Consider the following 23111-nt stretch of genomic DNA (forward strand, 5'->3'; position numbering starts at 1 on the left):
TAACATTACCTCCATAGACACAAAAAAAGGTATTAGCAATGTACCACCACTGCTAACACCTTAATATTATATCCCCTTGATGCCTGATGAACATAAACCCTTTAGCGAGGGAAAGGGGATTTTTTGTGCTTTTGTAATTCAAAAACGAACAATTATATGAAAAAAAATCGACAATCAAATGCCTTATGGCTTACTATTATGAAAATAACTGGACTACAGTTTTTCATGATTTTATCTCTCACGAGTTTTTCTTGGGCTAAAAGTTCAGCCCAAGAAGAACTCAATAGAAAAATCAGTGTATCGATTGATGGCATTGCGCTAAAGTCAGCTTTGCAAAAAATCGAAAAAACTGCTCAAATACGCATTTCTTATAACTCGCAAGTAGTGCCATTAGAGCGACTTGTCTTTTTATCTGCCAAGAATGAAAAACTGGCAGAAGTACTTGAACGTTTACTCAAGCCGTTAGCCGTAACCTATGTAGTAGTAAACAAACAGATTGTGTTAAGAAAACTGGAAAATGTTTCACAATCCTTGAATATTGTGGAGGAAAGCAAGGAAGAATTTGCCGTAGAGCAAAGTGTTTCTGGGACAGTAAAGGATGAAAAAGGCAATCCCTTGGCAGGTGTAAATATTACCATCAAAGGAACGACCAAAGGCACAAATTCAGATGCGAATGGACAGTTCAAAATAGACGTTGCCAACGAAAATACCGTCTTGGTATTTAGTTATGTAGGTTATGGAAAACAAGAAGTAACAATAGGAAATAAAACAGTTTTCAATATTTCGATGGCTGTTGACCAAAAATCATTAGATGAAGTAGTAGTAGTGGGTTATGGAACGCAAAGCAAACGAGCGGTTTCAGGAGCTGTATCATCTGTTAATTTCAAACAATTTCAAGACCGTTCTTTTAGTAACGTTACGCAGGCGTTGGCAGGGCAAATTGCTGGGGTAAACATTTCGCAGGGTCAAGGTGCACCAGGAGTTTCGCCTATTATTCGTATTCGTGGTGTTAGTTCAATTACAGCAGGGACAAACCCATTGTTTGTTGTAGATGGTGTGCCTTTAGAAAACTTTAACTTGAATATGATTAACCCACAAGATATTGAATCGGTAGAGGTATTGAAGGATGCTTCGTCTGCTGCAATTTATGGTTCTCGCGGAGCAAATGGCGTTATTTTAGTAACTACAAAATTGGGAAAAGCAGGAAAAACTACCTTTAGCGTAGGCTATGAATCTGGCGTACAAAGTGTACAAAGAAGAGTATCGATGATGGATGCTCAGCAATGGATTGATTATTATATCGATGCTCATAATAATGCGTGGGTAGATTTGAATCCAGCCAAAAATAAGGCTTCAGACCCGAACAGTGTTCGTACTTCAACTTATAAAATACCTGACGAGTTTTTAACTAATCCACAACAGTTTGGGAAAGGTACTGATTGGCAAGATGTAATGTTCAGAGTAGCTCCATCACAAAATGCACAATTATCTGCATCGGGTGGTACAGAGAAAACACAATTTATGTTTTCTGCAGCTTATCTCAATCAGCAAGCAGTGTTGGACGAAAATTATTATAAACGCCTTTCTATTCGTTCTAACATTAAACATCAACTTAGCGAACAATTTACAATTGGGTTGAATTTGGGCGTAACCAGTATTTTCGACCGTACTGATGGAACACAAGGTAAAAGTGATGTCGTGAGTTTAGCCTTACAAAGCGACCCTATATTTCCTGTTTACAACGAAAATGGCAACATTGGTTACCGTGACCCTAATTCAGTTTGGAACAAATATGTAGCTTATAACGATTTGAATTTATGGCATCCATACTCTCTGACACGTTATATCCATAAAGAAAATAAAACCTTTAATACCTTAGCGACAGGGTTTTTAGAATATAAGATAATAGATGGATTGAAATTCAGAACCAGTATTAATGCCAATTTGTATAATACTCGTTATAATTCTTATCGGATAAACAAACAAGGTTACGGATATTCGGGAGTGTTAGCAGCCGAAGGATATTCAACAAGTGGATATACGTTTAACTGGCTAAGTGAGAATACGTTGAGCTATGAAAAGTCGTATGGTGATCATAATGTCAACGTATTGTTAGGGTATTCAGCTCAGAAACAACGCAATGAATTTGCATCGCTTACCTCTGGAAGTTTCCCTAATGATTTGGTTGAAACCCTTAATGCAGGGGTTGTATCAAGCGGTTTTACCAATGCCTCTGAATGGTCTATGCTTTCATATTTAGCGAGAGCACAATATAATTTTCAGAATAAATATTTCCTGACAGCCGCTATTCGTCGTGATGGTAGTTCTCGCTTTGGCTCAAATACTCGTTGGGGTTATTTCCCTTCTGTATCTGGCGCATGGATGATATCAGACGAGAGCTTCTTACAAGATGTCAATGCAATAAGTAGCCTTAAACTAAGAGTGAGCTATGGTATGGCGGGAAACAACCAAATTCCAAATTATGGTTCTAAAAGTTTGTTGAATTCATCTAACTATGTATCAGGCACAACATTAGCACCGGGATTGACCATTGCTAACATTGCTAATACAGATTTAAAGTGGGAGCGTACCACTCAATTTAACATTGGTTTTGATTTGAAAGCATTGAATAATCGTATCGGTTTATCAGCAGAATATTATAATTCTACTACCAACGATATGTTATTGAATGTTCCCGTACCCGATATTACAGGTTTTGCAACCCAATTGACCAATATTGGTAAAATGGAGAATAAGGGGATTGAGTTGAACCTGAATACACAAAACGTAAAAGGAAAATTCAGTTGGTCGACTGATTTTAATTTCAGTTTGAACCGTAACAAAGTATTGCAATTAGGTCAAAGCAATGCACCTATTACGTATACGGACTTTGTGGTAGCAGTAAAAACGGAAGTTGGACAACCTATTTCTAATTTTTATGGATATGTAGTAGATGGCGTTTTCAAAAATCGAGCCGCAGTAGATGCTTATCCGCATTATTCAACGACACACCCAGGTGACCCAATCATCAGAGATGTAAACGGCGATGGAAAAATTACGGTAGACGACCGTACAACATTAGGAAATTATCAGCCTGATTTTATGGCGGGATTGAACAACACTTTTTCATACAAAGGCTTCGACTTTTCATTTATGTTTCAAGGAACCTTCGGAGGCGAAATTGTTAATCAAAACTTCCGTTACTCAGGTTTCTGGAATAACGGGCGTAACATGTATTCGGGCGTAGCTAATAGATGGCGTTCGGAGACAGACCCTGGCGACGGGCAGCACTTCAGAGCAACATTGGGTTTAACGGGCTTGCAAGACCAATTTACCAGCCTATGGGTTGAAGATGCGTCATTCGTAAGGTTAAAAAATATCCGTATTTCTTATAGCTTACCTGCTAGTATCCTAAAAAAATTACCAGTTAAAACCGCTCGTATTTACATGAATGCTGAGAACGTTTACTTGTGGAGTCATTACACCAATTATGACCCTGAAAATACTACCTATAATGCATCTAGTTTCTCAGGAGAAGCCAACGGTAATACTTCAACGGGGTTAAATGCCTCAGGAAATGCTCCAAATGGTGCTTTTGTAGGGGTTGACTATGGGTCGTATCCAATTCCAAGAGTAATTACGATTGGTGCTAAATTCGATTTTTAAGAAGATATTTTGGTTTCAAGGAACCTCAAAACAGATAAGACAATGAAAAAAATTAAACAATTATACGTCCTGTTAGCCATCTGTTTGATGGCAACAAGTTGTAAGGATTCATTCTTGGAATTAGCCCCTATTTCAAATGCTACTGCGGATAATTTCAAAACAACCGATGATTTTGAATTGGCTGTCAATTCAGCCTATGCTTCTCTTTATACGATATATCATCCTGAAGGGCCAGTATCATACTGTAATGAACAAATGAGCGACAATGCCATTATGTTCAATATTTCGGGTATTCAAGCCGATAAATGGCAATTTAAAGATTACTCATTAATGACCACCAATACGATGGTTTACCAATTTTGGCAAGACTACTACAAATCGATTTTTAGTACCAATATTGTCTTGAATAAAATTGAAGGAGCTAATTTGAGTGCAGCTTATAAAAATGAAGTGAAAGCTCAAATGCAGTTTCTCAGAGCCTTATATTATTTTAATATGGTTCAAACTTGGGGAGATTTGCCTATAGTAACAACCCCATTAACAGGTGATGAAGCGTATGCTATCCTACGTTCACCCCAAGCAGCAGTATACGAGCAAATTAAAAAAGATTTACTTTTTGCCATTGATAAATTGCCTTTGGCCTCAGCCATACCAAGTACAAAGGTTGGTCGTGCTTCAAAAGGAGCCGCCCAAACGTTATTAGGAAAGGTATATTTAACATTGGGCGATAAAACATCGGCTGCAACAGTTTTGAAAGAAGTTTATAATAGTAATGAATATGCCCTGTTGCCAAGTTATGCAAGTCTTTGGGGACCAAACGTAAAAAATACGAAAGAATCAATTTTCGAGATTCAATACTTAGGAGGTTCAGTATCGGCACCTTATAGCAGATATTACCAAACGTTTTATCCAAATAATAATTTCTTAGGATTTTACGGAGCAGGCATGAACCAAGTAACAGATGATTTATACAACGAATATGAAAGCGGTGACCCTCGTCGTGACTTATCAATAGCCTTGGGATATAATAATGGAAACACATTTATTGCTCAGAAATATCCTATAAAATGGACGCATACCAACGCAGTATTAGGAGGAGGGAATCCATTAGCCAATAATAATTTTATGGTTTTGCGTTATGCAGATGTTTTATTGATGTTAGCCGAGGCCACAGGCGAAGCAAGCTACTTGAATTTAGTAAGAGCTAGAGCTGGGTTACCAAAATTTGGAGAAACGAATTATCCAGCCGCTTATTCGACGATAAGTCTGGCAGTAGAACACGAACGCAGGGTAGAGTTAGCCCTTGAATTTCATCGTTGGTTCGATTTAAAACGTAGTGGCAGAGCAGTGTCCTTATTGACAGCCAAGGGAAAAGCCATTACTAACGATAAATTATTGCTACCAATTCCACAGATTGTTCGTTCACAGAATGCTGGTATTACGCAGAATAATGGGTATAATTAAAATAGCTTATTGATATAGGACTGTTTGAAGCTGTTTGTAGTGATACAAACAGCTTTTTTTAGCATGATGGGTGAGCATTTAGCTACATCACTATAAGAAAGAATGAGTGAGGGAAAGTGTCCTAATGAATGTTATATTAATATTTCTTAGAGACATTTAACTTATAGCGTATGGTATCTTTTACTAATTGTTTGTCTTGCTGATTGAAAGTTTTTAATTCAGAAACAATACTCGGATCTGTTTGGAGCCTATTGGTAATTACTTCGTATGCAATATCCCTGATACTTTCATTGAATTCATTTTCACGCTCAAACTCATATTTCAATATATTTAGAAAACTTTCTTCGTTGTGCGTGGAAACTGTTTCCTTATATACTTTCACTAAGGCTTGCCAACGTTTAGTGTCATTCTCGAGATTGTTAAGGTAATTATTTAAGCAGTTAAAAGCGTCTCTATTATTTATCCAACCTCTGAATAATAACGCTTGACTTGACTCTACATCAAACATTTTATTTTTATAAATCAGTGATGCCTTGATATATTGATAGTTATTAGAATACTCATCAACTACTTTTTGATAAAGCATAAAAGCTTCTTTTTGTCGATTGATGCTGATGTACAAATCTCCTGCCTTTTCATTTAAGTTCAATTCTTTATAAAGAGCTATTGCTTCATGTATCATGTTTCCTTTCTCATAACATATAGCTGCTTGATTTTTGTTTTTTACATATTTTAAATAAATGGCAGCAGCTTCTTGGTAAAGACCTCCGTCTTCTAAGGTTTTAGCAGCTTGATAATTATTTTTCAGCAACTTAATAAATATAAAGGCTGCTTTATGATACTCTTTTTTAGCAATTAACCTTTGTGCTGTTTCAAAATATTCTCTTTGCAGCTTTTCATAATGATCGTTGTTGAATAAAACACCACCGCCTTTAATATTGCTCTCTTGATTACCATTTAATAACAAACTGCTCCATTGTTTTGAAAAATTAGCTGCTGAAATTGCGTCATCACCTCTAGATGTACCATCATCAAGGGGAATAGCATATTTCAATGCCTCTTCTGGATTATTCTTGAGCATTTCTAAAAGTTTATCAAGATATTCTTCGTTTCTCTTTTCTAAATCTTCCAAATCCAGTTTCATTTCTTCAGCAATTGCATCTTGCTTTTTTGAAAAAAGACTCGTCAACCATTTGAATCTTGTAAATAAAGGCTTTTCTAGGTACTTATCACCTATTGTATCATCTACATTTGGATTCTTAGTGAAAAGCTTATCATAAACAAATAGCTTAGCTTTTTCAAATGAATTAAGTGGTTTATCATCAAATGTTTGCTGTTTGGGAAAGATTGTTTCTTCCAATTTTTCAAGTGTATCCTCGACAGAAACTGATACTACTTGAAAACTTTTTACCTTTTTTGGAATAAAAACTGAATCATCAGGTCGACGAATATTCGTTTTTGTTTGTGGAGAAACCAAAATCATATCTAGCCAATTAATAGATTCTGATAGTTCCACTAGACCAAAATGTGGATGAAGGATAACTAGTTTCTGCAAGAACAATTTATCTATATCATTTTTAGATAAAATCGGGTAAAGAATTGTTTTTTCAGGTATATAAACAAATGGATTAACTGCTTGAACATAAGTATTAAGTCGAATGTCAATTGTATGATTTTCTAAATTGACCAAAAGCAAACATCCCCAAATACTATTAGGAGTAGTATCTGGAATTGGATATGCAACGACGTTTTCTAAACTCAAATTCATCGACTGAATCTCAGAAAGCCATTTTGTAGGATTATTCCCTTGTATCAAAACACCTGCTAGAGGATGATTATTTTGATGATATGGTTCTATGCGTAGATTCATAGTCTAAAATTTCTTTAATAAAAAGCTGTAAATAGTGTATCCAAAAATGTTCAGTATCAATATGTTTTTCAGTTTCATTCGTTGGGCTATAAAATAAATTGCCAGCATTATAAAAATCTGTACCTACACCCAAAGATTCATTTATTATCGTAGGAATATAAATATGTTTTCTTTTCGCCGTTAGTGTAGTACTAGACAATGTAATAATCCCTAAGCGATTAACGGTAATAGAATGTCCATTTGGAAAGATGAATACCCCTTTCCCTTGAGAAGTAGTTTCAACGCGTGCCACAGTCGGAACTTTATAAATTTGCTTTAGTTGTATGGTTTTGTAATTAAGAATATACTCATGAGAATTGATACTTAAATTACCATCACAGTTTATATATATTTTTTTAATATTTTTAAGGAAATTAGCTGAAAAATAGGGTTCCTTTTTTAAATTTTGAAGTACCACTTCACGATTCCTAAAGTTATCAAGAAGTGGATGCAACTCCACTTTTAACATAGTTACCTTATCCGTTAGCGTAATTTCCCAAGCATCTTGAGACATTAATAAATAAAATGCATTATCCTTAAAGATAAATTTTTTGCGAGTTCCTCTCCAATCAAATATAATGGAAGCTTTAAATTTAGTAGTAAGATTAGTAATGGTTAATTCTTTCTTATGGAAATCATAATACAAGAAAATGATTTTGCCATCAGACATCAGACCAATTTCATAAGCATGTGACCTAGGTATATTGTCATATACTACTCTCCAACCTTTTTCTGGACCTACTTCACAAAATAAATACTTTCCAACAATGTGATAAATTTGTCCGTCACTTGTACAAAGAGTAGATTCTCCTTTTTCTTGTTTTGGAAATAAAATGTTAAAAGATAAGTTCTCGATATTGGAAGTGTTTTGTTCAGTGGGCAATACTACTTCTTTTTTAGGCTTTTTAGCCCATAACTCATCCAAAGGTAATTTAAGTGTTTGTGTATGTTTTCTACTATTGTACTGTTTTTTGAAAACATCTATTTTCCCTTCAGAATCTGTGTACATCCAATAATTAATTGCTGCATGATTATCACTCAGTACTTTTTGAATAGATGCCGATTTGATGGCATCGTTAGTACTAATAAAAAATATTTCATGAGTCTTATTAGGAGGATTCATCTTAAAAAAAGATGCCAACCCTTGACTTGCGTCTAAACAACCAGCTAATAGTTGAGTACCTTTAATAATTTCATCAATATGCTCAAAATATAAAGGCTGATAGGTATCACCTAAGGCATAAGCTGTGCAATTTATCTTTGACTTCGGATGTTTTGCGATGGCTAATAATAATGCATGAGCAAGTGTTTTGGGTGTTCCCCAGTTTTTAATTGAGACATCAATCAGAATTATTCTTTCTAACTCTTCAGATTGAGGTGGAATTTCTCGGTTGATATAAAGCGCTTGATTATTTGCAATACGAGTTAGAAAAACAATGTCATCATGAGCAAATTCAGAAATTAATAACCTGTCAAAACTTCCTTTATTGGTTAAATCAGAGAACCCTCCAATGGGTTGCTGACTAGGTAAAACATTTTGAAAAGGTATATCTAAGCCAGACCAAATTCTTTTCAGCAATGCGCCAATATGGAAAGTATTTGTATTATCAATAAGCTCTTCTACAAAATCAAGCTTTGGTTTTTCATCAGATATTGAATCCTCAAGAAGTAATTCTTCATTAATTGGAAAAATATCTCCCATTTTTGAAGTAATCTCCTCTACAGAACGAAACTTATTCGCTACTAAACTAATGGTTCTGAAATCTTTAATAAAAATAGCTTCATTAAAGTCAATCGGAGTCATTAATTGTTCTTTATTATATCTTTTTAATTTAATGGCATTAACAATTGGTCTTATCTTTTTATAAGATACGGAATTATGGTTTTTTTGCATCAAAGTTTGAAACAACAAAATTCGATTAGTACCAACTTTATATTCCTTAGGTAATCTACTTACCAAATGCAAAAAATCTATTGTATCTGAAACGATGGCGGAGTTTCTAGAAGTAAATAAAGTTTGCTTGATTAAATAGGTTTTAATGAAGTTATCAATCTTATTAATATCATGTTGTGCATTGGGGTTAGTAGCTATAATCAGCAAAAGTAAAGCTCCAAATGAGGGTGTTCCTTGCAAACTAAGTTTATCAATAATATCAATTACCATATTTTTATAGGCAATAGTATTTCCTCGAGGGATGCTAATAATCTCATTATCATCTGTCTCTTCAAAGTCATATTCCCATTGCCAGAAATAATTATGTGTTGATTGAAAATATTCGTACAGTGTCATAGGTTATAAAAACTCAATCTGAATGAACTTATTGAAAGTGGTTGGAAATCATACTTATTTATTAAATAATAGTCATTTTGAGTGTAATAAATAATATAATTTTGAGAAGTAGGATTAATTGTTTTGGCTATAATATTGATTAAAATAGGAAATTCAAAAGCGTATCCTATCGGTAAAAAGAAGTTGTTAATCTTCCAAAAAATATCTCCTTGAATAGGTAAATTCGGTTCTCCTACAATAAAAATAGACTCATCGTTTATAATTACCCATTCTAATTTTTGAAAACGGATTGCTGGAGCATGTTGTATATATGCTTCTAAAATATGCTTCTTTACAAGCATTCCTACGACAGGCTTTTCACTGTCTGATTCAACAAGCTTGATTTCAACTTTTTCGTTTATACCGAAATAGTTAAAATTATAATTAGGAAGTTCAATTGATAAACCTCTTTCTATTGGAGTCCATAGTAAAGTTGGAATAGTGCGCTCAGGTAATAGACTTCCTTGTTTGAATAATTTGTTTTCTTGGGCATAATAAATCGTTTTGAAAGGAATAGTTTTTACTTCCAAGCTATCAATTTGTTCATACGATAAATTTTTTACCCAATACAGATTGTCTTCTGTTCCAATTTTCAGGTTATCCCAGTGCCTGATTTTACCTAAAAAATCAATATGTTGCTCGTCAATGGCCAAAAAATAATTTATAAGGTCTGAAGTATTTTGTGCCATAACGATTCTATTTTTTCTTGAATATGTTGTTTATGCTCTTGATTTTTAATCCAGCCACTTCTATTTTGAACATAGCGTAATTTATCTTTAATTACATTTTTTTCTTCAAATGACAAACCACCGTTTTCCCATTTTTCAGCCAACATTATTATTTCTTTGATTAATTCTTCACTGTTAGGGACTTTATTGAATAAAGCTTGTTGATGACTTTGTGGCGTGACTTCCTTACCGATAATACCATCAATTATTCCAGCCAAAATTTCAATTTGCTCTTCTGTATCCCAGATATACTTTATTACCCAAAAGTCAGAAATGATAGCTTCTGTTCTTCCACAAATTAGGGCACTTGCAACCAGTAAATTCTGAATTTTAACAGCACGACGATCTGATATTTTAATTCCAGTATTTCTTAAGTTATGAAGCAGATCAACATATTGTTTTCTAATAGGGGATAAATCAACAGTTTTGCTTAATTGCTGAAGTTCTATAATTTCACTTGGGCTAATAGTTGGCATAGCAGTGTTATCATCTCTTTGTAATTTCCATCCTTCTATTAAAACGCTTTCTAATAAATCCGGATTTACATAATCGCATTTTACTCGAATCAAGAAACGGTCTAGTAAAGCATTAAGTGTTTCATCTTCAGGCAACACATTACTTGCACCTACAAACATCAAAGCTGGAAGTTTACGAGTTTCTTTGCCTCTGCGAAAGATACGTTCATTCAATGCCATTAATAAACTATTCAAAATAGCACTATTGGCATTGAATATTTCATCTAAAAAAACCATTGATGCTTCGGGCATCATGCCTTCAGTATTTGTAATTAATTCGCCTTCTTTTAATTTTCGAATGTCAAAAGGCCCAAATATTTCGTTCGGTTCGGTAAAGCGAGTAAGTAGATATTCAAAATTATTCCCATTTTCAATGCCCTTCGATAGCATTCGGATAATAGCACTTTTAGCTGTCCCTGGAGGGCCTAGCAAAAAAGCATTTTCTCTTGCAATAAGGCTTATACCCAACAAATCAACAATTTCGTCTTTACCGATAAAAGAAGCTTTAATATAGGATAGTACCTGATTTAACTTGTCAATAGAGTTCATAAAACGTCATTATGGCCTGTAGCCGATATTTTTAATATTTTAATAATTTTTCCAAAAAAAATCACGATAATTTCCTAATGAAGCCCCTACAATATCCGCAAAGGCTGTGGTTTCTTCCAATGGCTTTCTTCGGTATTCAATAATTCGATTAGCATATAATTGTCGTAGACAAGGGTCTGAAGTTTCAATTGAGAAGTCAAGGTTTTCAACCGATAGGGGATACGATACTCCAGAATAATGCCAAGTATAAAGGTGTTTTTCCAAAATAGGAATGAGTTCGTCTTCTGGATTTAGTATGTCCAATTGAGTAATAATATCTGGAAGAAAACGTAACGTTAAATCTACAGAGAGTACTCCTGCACTTGTTTTTGGAAGTGCAAATTCAGGTAATAAAGATAATAAGTCCGACTGTGTATTTTTTCTATATAACAGTAATTGAGATGCAACATAAACAGTTTTTGCTGCCCAAAGTCCAGCGGAGGAGTCAAACGGTGGAGATTGATACGGATATTCTAAAGATTCTTGTTGATAAACCTGATTTAAATATGCTATAGCTTGATGTTGTTCAGGCTCTGAAACTTGAAGGATGTCATTATAGAGAATTACTTCTTCTTGCTCTCTGATAGCTCTTAACATCATCAAAAAGTAATTATCCATTATGATGCTTTTAAGTGTATTGTATAAGCAAGATAAATAAAAAAGATAATTTATACTATAGATGAGTTAGAATCGATTGGACAACAATAAAAAAAGAACCTAAAAAGGAAAGTTAGTTTTTATGAAAACGATTTATTGAAAAAGGCTTTTCAAAATCGACAAGGTCAAAAAGTTGAATACAAAAACATTCATTGCGAAAAGGTTAGTAAAACTATTAATCAAATTGAGGATGTTTATACCATTTTATTAGACACCGTAAAACTATCATAATCATGTTTGAAGTAATATCACATCCGTTTACAAATGCTGGTGAAGGTTTGTCAGGTATCGTCATTGAGAAAACCATTGAAACAGTATTACCTCAGAAGAGCAGTGGCTTTAGCTTTTGGCGTTTTCTCTATTTTTTCTTACTCATAGTTTTTATCGGGGGAATATATTTGGTATATTTTTATTTTCCTAAGAAGAGAAGGGAGGAGAAACTAAATGACTCAGAAATGGTAAAGGAAGATAAATTGTTAGTACCTATTCTTTAAATTTTTGTATGGTTTAATTCTACATATTGGCATTGTGTAAATAAATCCTTTAAAATTAGAGTTTAATTTAATATTTGTAAAACACAAAAATCATTCATACTTAGTTTCTGAGTGATTTTTGTGTTTTCAATGTTTGAGAATAATTCTTATTAAGACTTACTTTCTGCAAAAGCTAGTAAGCATTTTTATTCCTCATCAAAATTCAATCCAAGTTGCTTGGCTGACTCTTTGATAATTTTATATTCTTGACTATTTTCTGAAATTGGTTTTGATTGAGTTGATTTCCCTTTTATTTTTATTTCAATTTCAATGTTGTTCTGAGCCAAAGGTATAATAAAGCTTGTAAATAACTGTGTGTATTGCTCAAAAGGAACTTTCCCTGAAATAGTAATAGACTTTATATTTTTTTGAACAGGTAAAGGTTCTCTAGGAACTGTTGATGTTGAAGTCGGGCTTGGGTCATTAACTACATTACGTGGTGAACTTGGTGTTGGTATTCCTCCTTCCTCTACCTTAGGTAGTGGAACTGGCTTTAGCGATTTATCTATCAACCAATAGGTTGTATCACTGACATCAAAGAAGGGTACATTTTCCCCTAAAAAGTATTTGGTAAATGATGCTCCATCGCCAGTGGCTATACAAAATTCATTATTATAGCAATATTTCAACAGACTTTTTTGAATCGCTTCAATGCCAGTAATCATTGGTTTATCATCAAAACGTATGAATGCCTCAAAGATGTCTTTAGCCTTGATGGCTTGTTGTGGTGTTGGTAATAGTTGGTTAGTACGAAGTGTACCCAATCCAACAGAATCCAAAAGCCACTCTTCTTCTTTCAATTGACTAATAAGGTTGTTATTGATTTGATTATCTAATGTATCTTTGAATTGTTTGATTAAAAATTTGTCAATACCGTTCTTAACCGAATACTTCACTACAATAGAATATGTAGCAACCAAACTTGTTTCTGATTGCTTTGAAGCTTCTTCCATTCTACGCCTTAGGTCACTCTTTTGGTCTGGCTCTAATTGACCTTGGTAGTCTTGGCTAATTTTTTGACAAGCTAAATACTCTCTAATACATGATTGTAATTGTCCGATACTAACCTCTGAACAAAGTAGGAAAAGCATAGTATTTCTATAAATACGTTCGCTATTCCCCTTTTTTGTCGCAATTTTTTCAATCAGCGTTTTGGTATACCCATTCACTTGATTAGGATTTGCCAAATAAGTTGGACTCAAAATTATCAATGTGGGTTTCATTTGCTCGGGTATATCTTCTGACGGATTTACCAATACATTGAAAAATTGTATCTGTTTCCTTTTTTCTTCGATTCGTTTTATAATTTCAGCCGTTACATCATTGTCTTTAATGTCGCCTTTGGCTTGATTTATCAAAATATTGATATTTGGCTTAGTATGAAACCAATAACGTTTACCAGAGCCACCTGTTTGAGCATAGTATAGATAATGGGCTACGCCTTCCAGTTTGTTTAAAGCACCGTTGATATTGTTATGATTGAAACCTTCGGGTGTGAGTAAGTGAAGTTTAATCTCTGGTACTGAAATACCTTTGTTTGCTCCATCGCTTCCAAAAGAGTTCATTAGAATAACGGAGGAAATAGCTTGTGTCAAGTACCATTGTCCATATTCTCTTTCGTTAGTGTCTATTTTGAATGCGTTTGATGCTGCTCCTGCTACATCAGCAGTGATAACTGCATCATAACCATTACCATAGAGTTTCTTGAGTTGACCACTCATAGCATCCAAATTGGCAAAGTTTACAACGCCCGAATGTATCAATAAATTTCCTCCAGCAAGCGATTGTTGTCTTTGCCATAAATCACTAACAATGGATGCCAATAAACGTAAAACTCCTCGTGTGCGTTGAAAATCATGATGGCTTGCCCAACGAATCCTAAAAATATCAATCAGTTCAGGGTGAAAAGGGTATGATTTTATGATACGTTGTTTGTATTCTGTTTTGGCAGCATGGGTTGGCAACTCTGTCCAGAATTGTTGATAGAGGTCTGAGTATTTTGTTGCAATTGCTTCGATAATATTTTTGTCGCCAATGTCTTCAAATAATCTTCTACGTATTACTTCAAAAATTTCATCATCGGCAACAGGTTGGGTGTCTGCACCTACTCGGCTTACTCGTTTTTGTAAACTGCTCAATATTGCCTGTGCCTGTGGGGTGTTTCCTACTTCTTGTGGACTTGCTGGAAGCGTAATTACTGCCACGCAATTATTAGTGCCTGCAACTGCCTCCGTTAGTTCTTGCATAAAACTGATGGTTTGGTCGGCCAAACTACTATCACCTGCTTTACGAGCAGAAGCTTTTACACAATAATCGGCTAATTCATCTATGAGTATTAATGCTGGTTTGCATTTCTCTAATACTAACTTGAATAAGCCTGCTGGTGCAATTAGCTGTTCATCGTTTTTCCTAATAATCTCATAGCCTTCTTTTCCTCCTAGTTGATAGGCTATTTCTCCCCAAATGGTTTGAATATGGACACCTGCTTCGGCTTGCCTTCCATTGGCAGCATCGTTGGTCGTGTTCGTAAAGACAGCAATGTTGGCTGATTCAAATTCGGGAACACCAGTAAAATTTAGTAATTCTTGGGTGAAAGGAGAAGAAGTAGCTCCTTTTCCCCATTTGCATAAATGGAAGAGAGAAATTAAGGTGTGGGTTTTTCCTCCACCAAAACTTGTTTGTAGGGAAATAACTCTATTTTCGGCATCTTCTTTACCATTTAAGCCTTTCAGGACTGTTTTAGCAATGCTTTTTAAACCCGATGTAAAGTAGGTTTTTGAGAAGAATATAACAGGGTTATTATAAATTTCTCGTCCATTGCCCATTGCAACTTCTGCTAAATTGGCAGCAAATACCGATTCATCTAAGCGTCCTTGACGAATATCAAGGTGTGGTTGAACGAGCTTGAACCACGGCTGGGCATCTGTTTTAACAGAACTTATATCTTCTGTCTTAATATTAGTCTTTGATTCTTGGGTTTTGATGTTTTGAAGATTAGTCAATTCTTCTTCTAACTCTGTCATTTTCAACAAGCGAGCAATCGTTCGCATGTGAATCCATGTTTTTAAGGATTCATCTTCTTCAATAGTATCGTTATAATGGGCTACCTTGTTTCTAACTTCGTATATTTCACCAAGCCAATTAGGTAAATCTCCCGTTTTTTTTCCGAAGTCTGTTTTAAGTAAGTCTTTGTATTTAATGGCAAAATGTTTAAAATGTGGATAATCTAATAGCCCAATTGGTGAGCTACCATTTCGTAAAGCTTCATCCCATTTTATTTTTTGTTCTGGCAATAATACCGTTTTGGCGTAGTCGGCGGGCCATCTTTCTCCAAATTTGTTCTGAAGTACTGATACAATATATGGACGAAAGGCTTCTATAAAAAAGCTTAAAGCCTTGCTTAAATTATCTCTTTGTAGTTGTGTAATATTCATTTGTTAAAAATCTATATGTTTTCCAATGTAACCGACTAATATCTTGCCGTTTTCAATTTCTCTTTTTCCTTCATGAAAGTATAGTCTGTTTGCATAATAGGAATCATCGCCTTCAATATCATTTTTATCAAACTTTGCATGAGGTTCACAACAAATTGATTCTTTTTCACCTCTATGATTGGTAAATGTAAATGTTATTTTAGGCTTATCTCTCAGATTTCCTTGAGGGGTGACTTTTATTCCACATTTCGTTGAAAATTCTGGTAAGACATTTATCCTCTGATAATTTGTGCCATTCTCTAAGTATTGAGGGAATATATCGTTTAGTTTTGAAAGAAAAGAAACCAAAGACTGTGAGTATGTTTGCCAACCTCCTGCCATTGTAGGGAGAGTATCTGTTACTTGGGGATGTAAAAAAACTCTTGGAAATACTTTATCACATTTCTCAACAAAATATGTTTCATTGCAAGGGTACTTTGCCAAGAAGAAACGATGAAATTCAAACCAGTTTCTTTGATTATGTACAATGAAAACATCATTAATATTTTGAGGCAATTGTAACAAAGCTAATAAACCATACACTTGCTTTTCTTGACATAAATCATTCTCTAATTGATTACTTATCAATTCTTTAATCTCTTTATTTGTCCATGAAGTTTCCTTACTATGATTCATTAGTTTTAATAGCAGTCTCTTTACGTCTCTATTAATTGGTATTGCTTTGTCAGGGTCATATAAATCTACCATAGTATAGCCTTCTGGTAAATGAGTTTCATAGATTGAGTCGTGTTTGTAAATGCTGTCACCGTTGTCTTTTATATAATCAAAGTCTTCTGAAAGCTTTTTGATAGATTCTTCAAATTCTTGTAAGCTCGAATGTTGATAATAAAACGATTCATTCAATAGGTAGAATTCTGCTTGCATCTTAGTTTGGTTTTCGAGTGTACTTAAAAATTTGACTTATATCTCTCTCTTCTTGGTCGAAAAAGCCTACTGGCCAATCATCTAATTCTGCTTTATGATTTATTTGAATCTCTTGGATATTTACCTTTCTCGCTTGTGTGAAAAAGTTAATCAATATGTCCTGATGCTCTATGTACTTTTTCAAACTACCAATTCTGATACCATTAATCACATGTTCACTATGGGTTTCAATAATGATTTGCAAACCCGCTCCCGCCATTTTTGCTAAAAATTGCCCCATTTTTGACTGCCCCAATGGATGTAGATGTGCTTCTGGGTTTTCAATGATAATGATGCTATTTTTAGTTGCTAACAAACAACAAACAATAATAGGTAGAGAGTAACTAATACCAAAACCTATGTTATTGGGATGAAGAAAATCACTCCCTGAGCCTTTTTTCTTTATTCCAATACGTACTTGGTTAATTTTATCGAATGTATCTATTCTTATTTCAATTTCTGGAATAATAAATTGAACCCATGCTTGTACTTGGCTCTCAAATGTTTTTTCGTCTAAGTAACTCTCTTCTATACGTGACTCATCAACGATTGCTATTTGTTTACTTGCCAAAGCGATGGCTTGTCCTGTATATTCACCTTGAAAACCAACATTTAAGTTTTTTTGTACAGTTACTTCTTGGGTGTTTCTTGGTCCTAAACGCTCTGCATTAAGGTAATGTATATGATTTTTTAAAGGAAAATCTGAACTCGTTTGCTTATGCTCATATTTACCACTTAAACTTAAATCATTATTTCTTTCTATTCCAAATGTGATTATGTCATATCGCTCGTCGTTTTCATATACTTTGAATACAATAGTGGATTCACCCAACTCACTATTCCGAATTTCTCTTGTGCTACTTAGCTCTAAAAATGAGTCAATCTTATCATTGATGGAGATAAATGCCTCTGTATCTGACAGAAATTGACTTTGATAAAACTTTTTTATTAATAATAAGGATTGTATGACCGAAGATTTTCCAACGCCATTTGCTCCAGCTAAGACGGTTAAACCTCTGAAATTGATGGTTTCATTAATGAAACACTTAAAATTGTTGATTGCTAACTTGTTAAGCATTTTCTCTTGTTGTATTTATCATATCTTGAATTAGTCTTTCAGCGACATTAAAGCTATAATTCAATTTACTTTTTTGGTTAGTGCCTGTTGTTAATGCTTCAAAATAATTATTATCTTGACTTATTTCTTCTGCAATTTTATATATTAAGTATCCAGAAGTGAAACTTCTTTGAATATAGTCAACTGTAAATTGTGATAACACTACTGACCAAACAGTGAATAATGATTTATTTATTAATGGTTTTCTCAAATATGGAAGACTTTCTAAATCAACTTTTCTAAAGGCACTTTTCCCTAATAAATGGAAGGCATTTTGCATTGCATTATAAAAATCTCCTTCTAATCTATTTAAAAGGTGGTCTGAGGTGTTTTTATTTATGTAGTCAAGTGTATCATCTAAGAATGATTCCATATCTCCATTATAGATACGATTAGAATTGCCATACTTTATTAAATAAAAACCAATATATCTAAGTATCAATTCTTGGTCTTCCATTCTAATGGGTTTTACACTATTAGCCGTAGCTCGTTTGAAATGCTCTGAATTTGCCATTCTTTGAATCATTGAACGAACTGGGTTTTTAGCCATACTATTTCTAATCTCTTGATTATTAAGTGGCTTTCCTCCTTCATTGATTCGCTTGAAAATCTCAAATTTTACAGATACTGGTGTCGTCGGAGCTATTACGTTAAAAGATAATTGTGCATCTTCTATTCGATTTTGATATTTGGTAGCAAGTGTTTCAAAGGTTTTTCCCTCACAGTCTTCTAAATACTCTAAGCCTTTGAGCGTTAATTCATTTTTATAAAACTTATGGATAGTTGTTAGTCGTTGTAACCCATCTACTACTTGAAGAGAGCTGTCGCCATCTTCTGATAAATAAAATACAGGTAAAGGTATCCTTAATAGTAAAGACTCTATAAGCCTCGACTGTTTCTTAACCTCTTTCCAAACAAAATAGCGTTGAAAATCAGGCGAAAGGTTGATTCTACCTCTATCAATAAACCTCATTACTTCTGGTAAGGAATACACCCTGGGGTCTACCCTGATTTGTTCGGGGTCGAAGTTGGGTCTCTCAATATTTTCAATAGTTATCAGGCTTAGTTCATTGTCATTTTCTATACCTGATGCTGTTTCATCTAATTGCCTCTTTCTAACATTATTATATTCATCAATAAATAAGTTGATAAGATAATCATCTTCTATGTGCTGTAAACGAATATCTTTATCAAGTAGCTCAAACTGAATATTTTCATCCTTTCGTATTTTTATTGAATATTCTCCTGTTCCAGTCCATTCATTTTCAGAAGTTTCTTGTAACTGAATTGGATTTTCTATGGCTGGAACTCTGATTGATATAATTGACATGGTATATTGTTGTTAATCTCTTATACAAATAGATCAGTTTGTACTCCTTTATTTTCAATTACTTGTTTACTTTCTCTAATCAAACTATCTCGGTTGCTCAATAACCCCGATGCTTGCTTATGGTCGCTACAACCTGCTGGTAATAACTCCAATAGCGAGGTAAGTACTCGCCAAAATGGCTTCTCTGCTGTGTCCGCTACTTTGTCGATGTGTTCCAACAAATCGGAACGCTTTGTTCCTTGATAAAGATACATGGCTCGCTGTACTTGGTCTATTAAGGTAGCATTTTTGTTTTCACCTAAACGCTTATTTGCTTTGATACGCTCTTCGTAGTTGCCCAGCGTTTGTTTATTGCCTTTTTTGATGAGTAAATGCTCGGTAAATAGTTCGTTGACGTTGATACTCAACCCAACTCGACTAAATTTAGCAGCATCGTCAAAATCCGACTCGGCAAAGCCATAAAGCTGTAACCAACCTATATAGAACTTAGTAAAATCATCGCCATCGAAGCCTTTGAGTAGGGCATTGAAGGCTGACTCTCTTGCCATTTCGAGTAGTTCGGCTACCGTAATTTCGCTACCATCGGCTTTTTCTACACTTTGGTATTTGCCAAACTCCGATACGGCTTGCCCAAAACAAGCGGTAAGCAAATCTGCCCCACGGAAACCCAAACGATACAACTCATCTACTTCTCGCTCTACGGTTCGTTCAATTTCTCGTTTTACTTCTCGGTATGCTCCAAATCCTTGACGTTGAGCTGGACGTGCCGAAACTGTTACTGAAGAAGCCAATACTGCACCTGCCAAGCCAAGACTACGGTTTGCCATTTCGGTATCCACTGGCCATGAACCTGTAATATTCATCCTTGCTCCCAAAATAGAGTTACAAAGGGTTGTCCATGCTTCGGTACTCTGGTGAGCAAACATAATACTTACAATATCGGAAGTTTGATGCTCAATCGCATCAAATATTTGGGTTAGTTTATGTTCAAAATGCTCTTTTGCTTCTACTTTACTATCATTATGGTGATGTTTTAGCGCTGTACATTCTTCGGTCTTAGGCGTTTGAGGCGTAGCAAAATTAAGTGGATACAAATCGCCTAAAGTGCGTTTGAGCCACACATAAAAGAAATCGGATAAATCGGCATACGCAATGGCATCGTAGTAAGGTGGGTCGGTTACTACGGCAGTGAGATATTTATCTGGAAATTGTGATTTATCACCACTACTGGCATTTTTTAACTCTACTGAAAAAGGATATTCGCATTCTGACTCGATATAGCGAGTTAGCCAATCTAATTGGTTCAAAGCACTTCCAGTTGAATTACAAAACATATTTGATTCTGGATAGTCAAATATCATTGGGATTGCTTGTTTGGCAAATGGATGTTCTAAAGTTTCTCGTCCATTATGCCATCGTCCAAAAGCGGTATTTGCTAATGAAATCCTATCTACTAAAATTCCTAAATAAGTTACTAATGCTTTCCTGTAATTATCATTAATATCAGTAATTTTCTGTTTTAGTTCATGGAGTTTTTTCACTAATGTTTGTAAAGAGTAAAGTTGACGATTAGAAAATAATTGTCCCCATTCACTTACTCCCCAACTAAATGTGTCTCCTCCTGCTGAATTACGTTGCATTTTTTCATTAGGTGGTATTACATACGGTATTTCTTTCAAAATGTCTATTTCCAGTTGGGTAGGCAAGCGGTATTCTTTGCCATTTCCTATATTTTCCATTACAGTTATCAATCTCTGAGTCCAAGTATTTGAAATAGACTGTTGTTTAATAGATTTTACATCTGTTACACTTCCGCAACATGGGCAGACCAAATTGCCTCTATTGTTCCAACCTGCCAATTCATTTTCGTTATATTTCCCTTTTTTTATCTCAAATTCAATTTTTGTTCCTTCAATGATTGGCTTTAAGTAAACTTGTTTGGCAGCGGTATTTGCTAAATAAAATTGTTTTAAAAGCGGTACTTCGGCACGGCAAGATGGATTAGAACAAGTACCTATTCTTGCCCAATAATAGGCAATAGGTTTAACTTCTTCTATAACTCTATTACCCTCTTTATCTCTTCTGTCTGTTTCTCTATAAGAAACTGGGTACAAATGTCCAATTTCTTTTTCGGTTTCCTTAAGGAGTTTTTTGGCATAAAAATCCACATCAAAACTTAGGCGGTTGGCAATTTTTATACCTGTAACGTCGCCATTTACATATATTTTCTGGTCGTTTGGTAATTGGTTAAATGTCTCTTCACCATATAGTTTTATAAACTCAGCTTTTGAATAGGTGATAGGTTTTCCATATTTCTGTGGAAACTCCAAACTTCCTTTTTGGATAATATGGGCAACAGGGTTGATGTCGTTGCCATAGCTACGGCAACCCAAACGGGCGGCTTCAAGCGGTATAGCTCCACCACCAGCAAAAGGGTCAAACACCTTGGGCATACGGTTGAGGAAAGCCTCAATAGCATGATGTAAGTTGTCAGTTTTTAGTTTAACATCCTCATTTTCGAGGTGTCGGTCGGGCAAAGCATATAGCTCTTGTTCTCCTTTTTTTATGGCAGCGTACAAATTATCAAATTCACTTAATAGCTCAACTGCCGTTTTATCTGTTATTTGGCTACTATTATGAGCCACAAAAATCAATTTTCGGGCTTTGTTGATAATATACTCATTGTTTTTATTATCCCATTTTATTAAACTATTGTTACTTAATAATTTAGCAGCGGCAGGTGATGAATTACTTTTCAGTAAAGCCTGTTGCATTTCGTCGCTAAATTTACCAATAAACATCTGTAAGCGATTACGAGAGTTATCGTCCATAGGGTCAATGATGGCAGTCCAAGGAATATCCTTGTAAGGTTTATAGGCATCAGGCTGAATATCTAGTTCGTCGAGTGGTTTTTCGGGACTACCCAATAGTAGCTCAATAGCTTCCTTAAAAGCAGTAGGGCAATGCGGGTCGAGCGGGTCGGGTACTAAACTGGCAAAAACCACGGCACGGCAAACAGGCAGTGGTCTTCTTGCCCACCAAAGGTGCAGGGTACTAATATGACCATGACGGATAGACTTATCTCTCACACTTTCGGCCGATATTTCTTTTATCGGCATGGCTACTTCTATCAGTTTTTTGGGAATTAAAGTCATTTTGAATCGTTATTTATTTTCCAAGATGCTGGTATTCGAAGAATATAACCAGTTTTACTACTTATCTCATCTTCAAATTGAGAATCTATTAATTTTTTTCTACCAATGGTTTCCGAACCTTTTGCCACTAATGCCATAGACGAGTTATGCCTTTTAGGAGGAAAGGCAATAAAGACCCGTTTGTCTTTAAATGAATTATGAACCTCTTTTACTGGAGGAGTCAAATCGCTGTCACCTGAGATAAGCATTGCCATATCATATTCATCTTTAAAAGCATCTACAATAATGGCGGTTGCAATATTTACATCTGTCATTTTTTCTTTAGCAGTCCGCCAAATATTACCACATCTTTTACATTCAGTTGAGCCATCTTGGTAATTACCATATATTATTTTAACTCCCGTTGTTTCTAAAGCGTCAATGTAAGTAGATTGTCTTTTTTGTTTATCTGGATTATTACTAACTCGACTTGTAAAATATTTAACAGCTACCAATTCTTGGTGAGGTTTCAATAAGTTGTTAACTAGTTTTTTTACATTCAACCAGCGGCATTGGTCAAGACCAGCCTCTCTCATACCGAAATATAAGTTAAAGCCGTCTATATAAGCTATTACTCGTTCTTTTTTTTGTATTTTTTCTTGCATTATATCGTTAGTTTTTCTACTTTTGTATCCAAGAACATCCCCAAGGATAGTATCCTTGGACTGACGCCTCTACTAATGA

At 34.8% G+C, this 23111-nt stretch carries 14 protein-coding genes; 3 read left to right on the forward strand and 11 right to left on the reverse strand.

Features of this window, described 5'->3' with window-relative positions; genetic code table 11:
• Window positions 1–156: 156 nt before the first annotated feature.
• Together J2Y60_RS04165 and J2Y60_RS04170 are read left to right on the forward strand one after the other, a co-directional pair.
• Entirely contained in the window at window positions 157–3666 is a 3510-nt protein-coding gene (locus J2Y60_RS04165) for a TonB-dependent receptor (protein WP_309913698.1), read from the forward strand.
• A gap of 42 nt (window positions 3667–3708) precedes the next feature.
• Entirely contained in the window at window positions 3709–5130 is a 1422-nt protein-coding gene (locus J2Y60_RS04170) for a RagB/SusD family nutrient uptake outer membrane protein (RefSeq protein WP_309913700.1), read from the forward strand.
• Window positions 5131–5266: 136 nt separating this feature from the next.
• Here J2Y60_RS04170 and J2Y60_RS04175 read toward each other — a convergent pair whose 3' ends face one another.
• Genes J2Y60_RS04175 through J2Y60_RS04195 form a run of 5 tightly spaced genes read right to left on the reverse strand, consistent with a single transcriptional unit; the run spans window position 5267 to window position 11817 of the window.
• A complete protein-coding gene (locus tag J2Y60_RS04175) occupies window positions 5267–7000 on the reverse strand; it encodes a hypothetical protein (protein WP_309913706.1) in 1734 nt (577 codons plus the stop codon).
• A complete protein-coding gene (locus J2Y60_RS04180) occupies window positions 6966–9329 on the reverse strand; it encodes a hypothetical protein (protein WP_309913710.1) in 2364 nt (787 codons plus the stop codon). Before J2Y60_RS04180 ends, J2Y60_RS04175 begins: the two co-directional genes overlap by 35 nt.
• Window positions 9326–10057, reverse strand: coding sequence for a hypothetical protein (locus J2Y60_RS04185; RefSeq protein WP_309913715.1), 732 nt, complete (start codon window positions 10055–10057; stop codon window positions 9326–9328). The genes J2Y60_RS04180 and J2Y60_RS04185 overlap by 4 nt, the downstream gene beginning before the upstream one ends.
• Window positions 10030–11160 (reverse strand): AAA family ATPase, encoded by a 1131-nt coding sequence (locus J2Y60_RS04190; RefSeq protein ID WP_309913718.1) that lies wholly within the window; start codon window positions 11158–11160, stop codon window positions 10030–10032. Before J2Y60_RS04190 ends, J2Y60_RS04185 begins: the two co-directional genes overlap by 28 nt.
• A 39-nt stretch (window positions 11161–11199) precedes the next feature.
• A complete protein-coding gene (locus J2Y60_RS04195; RefSeq protein ID WP_309913720.1) occupies window positions 11200–11817 on the reverse strand; it encodes a hypothetical protein in 618 nt (205 codons plus the stop codon).
• Between the two features lie 272 nt (window positions 11818–12089).
• On the opposite strand from J2Y60_RS04195, the gene J2Y60_RS04200 reads away from it, so the two are divergent.
• Window positions 12090–12350: a hypothetical protein gene (locus tag J2Y60_RS04200; RefSeq protein WP_309913723.1), complete on the forward strand. Its 261-nt coding sequence runs from the start codon at window positions 12090–12092 to the stop codon at window positions 12348–12350.
• A gap of 185 nt (window positions 12351–12535) precedes the next feature.
• Here the strand turns inward: J2Y60_RS04200 and J2Y60_RS04205 are convergent, their stop codons facing one another.
• From J2Y60_RS04205 to J2Y60_RS04230, 6 genes are read right to left on the reverse strand one after another with little or no spacing between them, the layout of a single operon-like run.
• Window positions 12536–15823 (reverse strand): DUF499 domain-containing protein, encoded by a 3288-nt coding sequence (locus tag J2Y60_RS04205; protein ID WP_309913727.1) that lies wholly within the window; start codon window positions 15821–15823, stop codon window positions 12536–12538.
• A 3-nt stretch (window positions 15824–15826) separates the two neighbouring features.
• Window positions 15827–16747, reverse strand: coding sequence for a hypothetical protein (locus J2Y60_RS04210; protein WP_309913730.1), 921 nt, complete (start codon window positions 16745–16747; stop codon window positions 15827–15829).
• 1 nt (window position 16748) lies between these two features.
• On the reverse strand, window positions 16749–17864 hold the full coding sequence (locus tag J2Y60_RS04215) for a DUF3696 domain-containing protein (RefSeq protein ID WP_309913733.1): 1116 nt from the start codon (window positions 17862–17864) through the stop codon (window positions 16749–16751).
• Complete coding sequence (locus J2Y60_RS04220; protein ID WP_309913737.1) at window positions 17857–19233, reverse strand: DUF262 domain-containing protein; 1377 nt, start codon at window positions 19231–19233, stop codon at window positions 17857–17859. The genes J2Y60_RS04215 and J2Y60_RS04220 overlap by 8 nt, the downstream gene beginning before the upstream one ends.
• Before the next feature lie 20 nt (window positions 19234–19253).
• The gene (locus J2Y60_RS04225) at window positions 19254–22388 is read right to left on the reverse strand and encodes a DUF1156 domain-containing protein (RefSeq protein ID WP_309913740.1); all 3135 of its coding nucleotides are present in this window, start codon (window positions 22386–22388) and stop codon (window positions 19254–19256) included.
• A complete protein-coding gene (locus tag J2Y60_RS04230; RefSeq protein ID WP_309913743.1) occupies window positions 22385–23032 on the reverse strand; it encodes an NYN domain-containing protein in 648 nt (215 codons plus the stop codon). The genes J2Y60_RS04225 and J2Y60_RS04230 overlap by 4 nt, the downstream gene beginning before the upstream one ends.
• Between the last annotated feature and the right edge of the window lie 79 nt (window positions 23033–23111).

The sequence above is a fragment of the Arcicella sp. BE140 genome (assembly GCF_031456255.1).
Classification (GTDB): domain Bacteria; phylum Bacteroidota; class Bacteroidia; order Cytophagales; family Spirosomataceae; genus Arcicella; species Arcicella aquatica.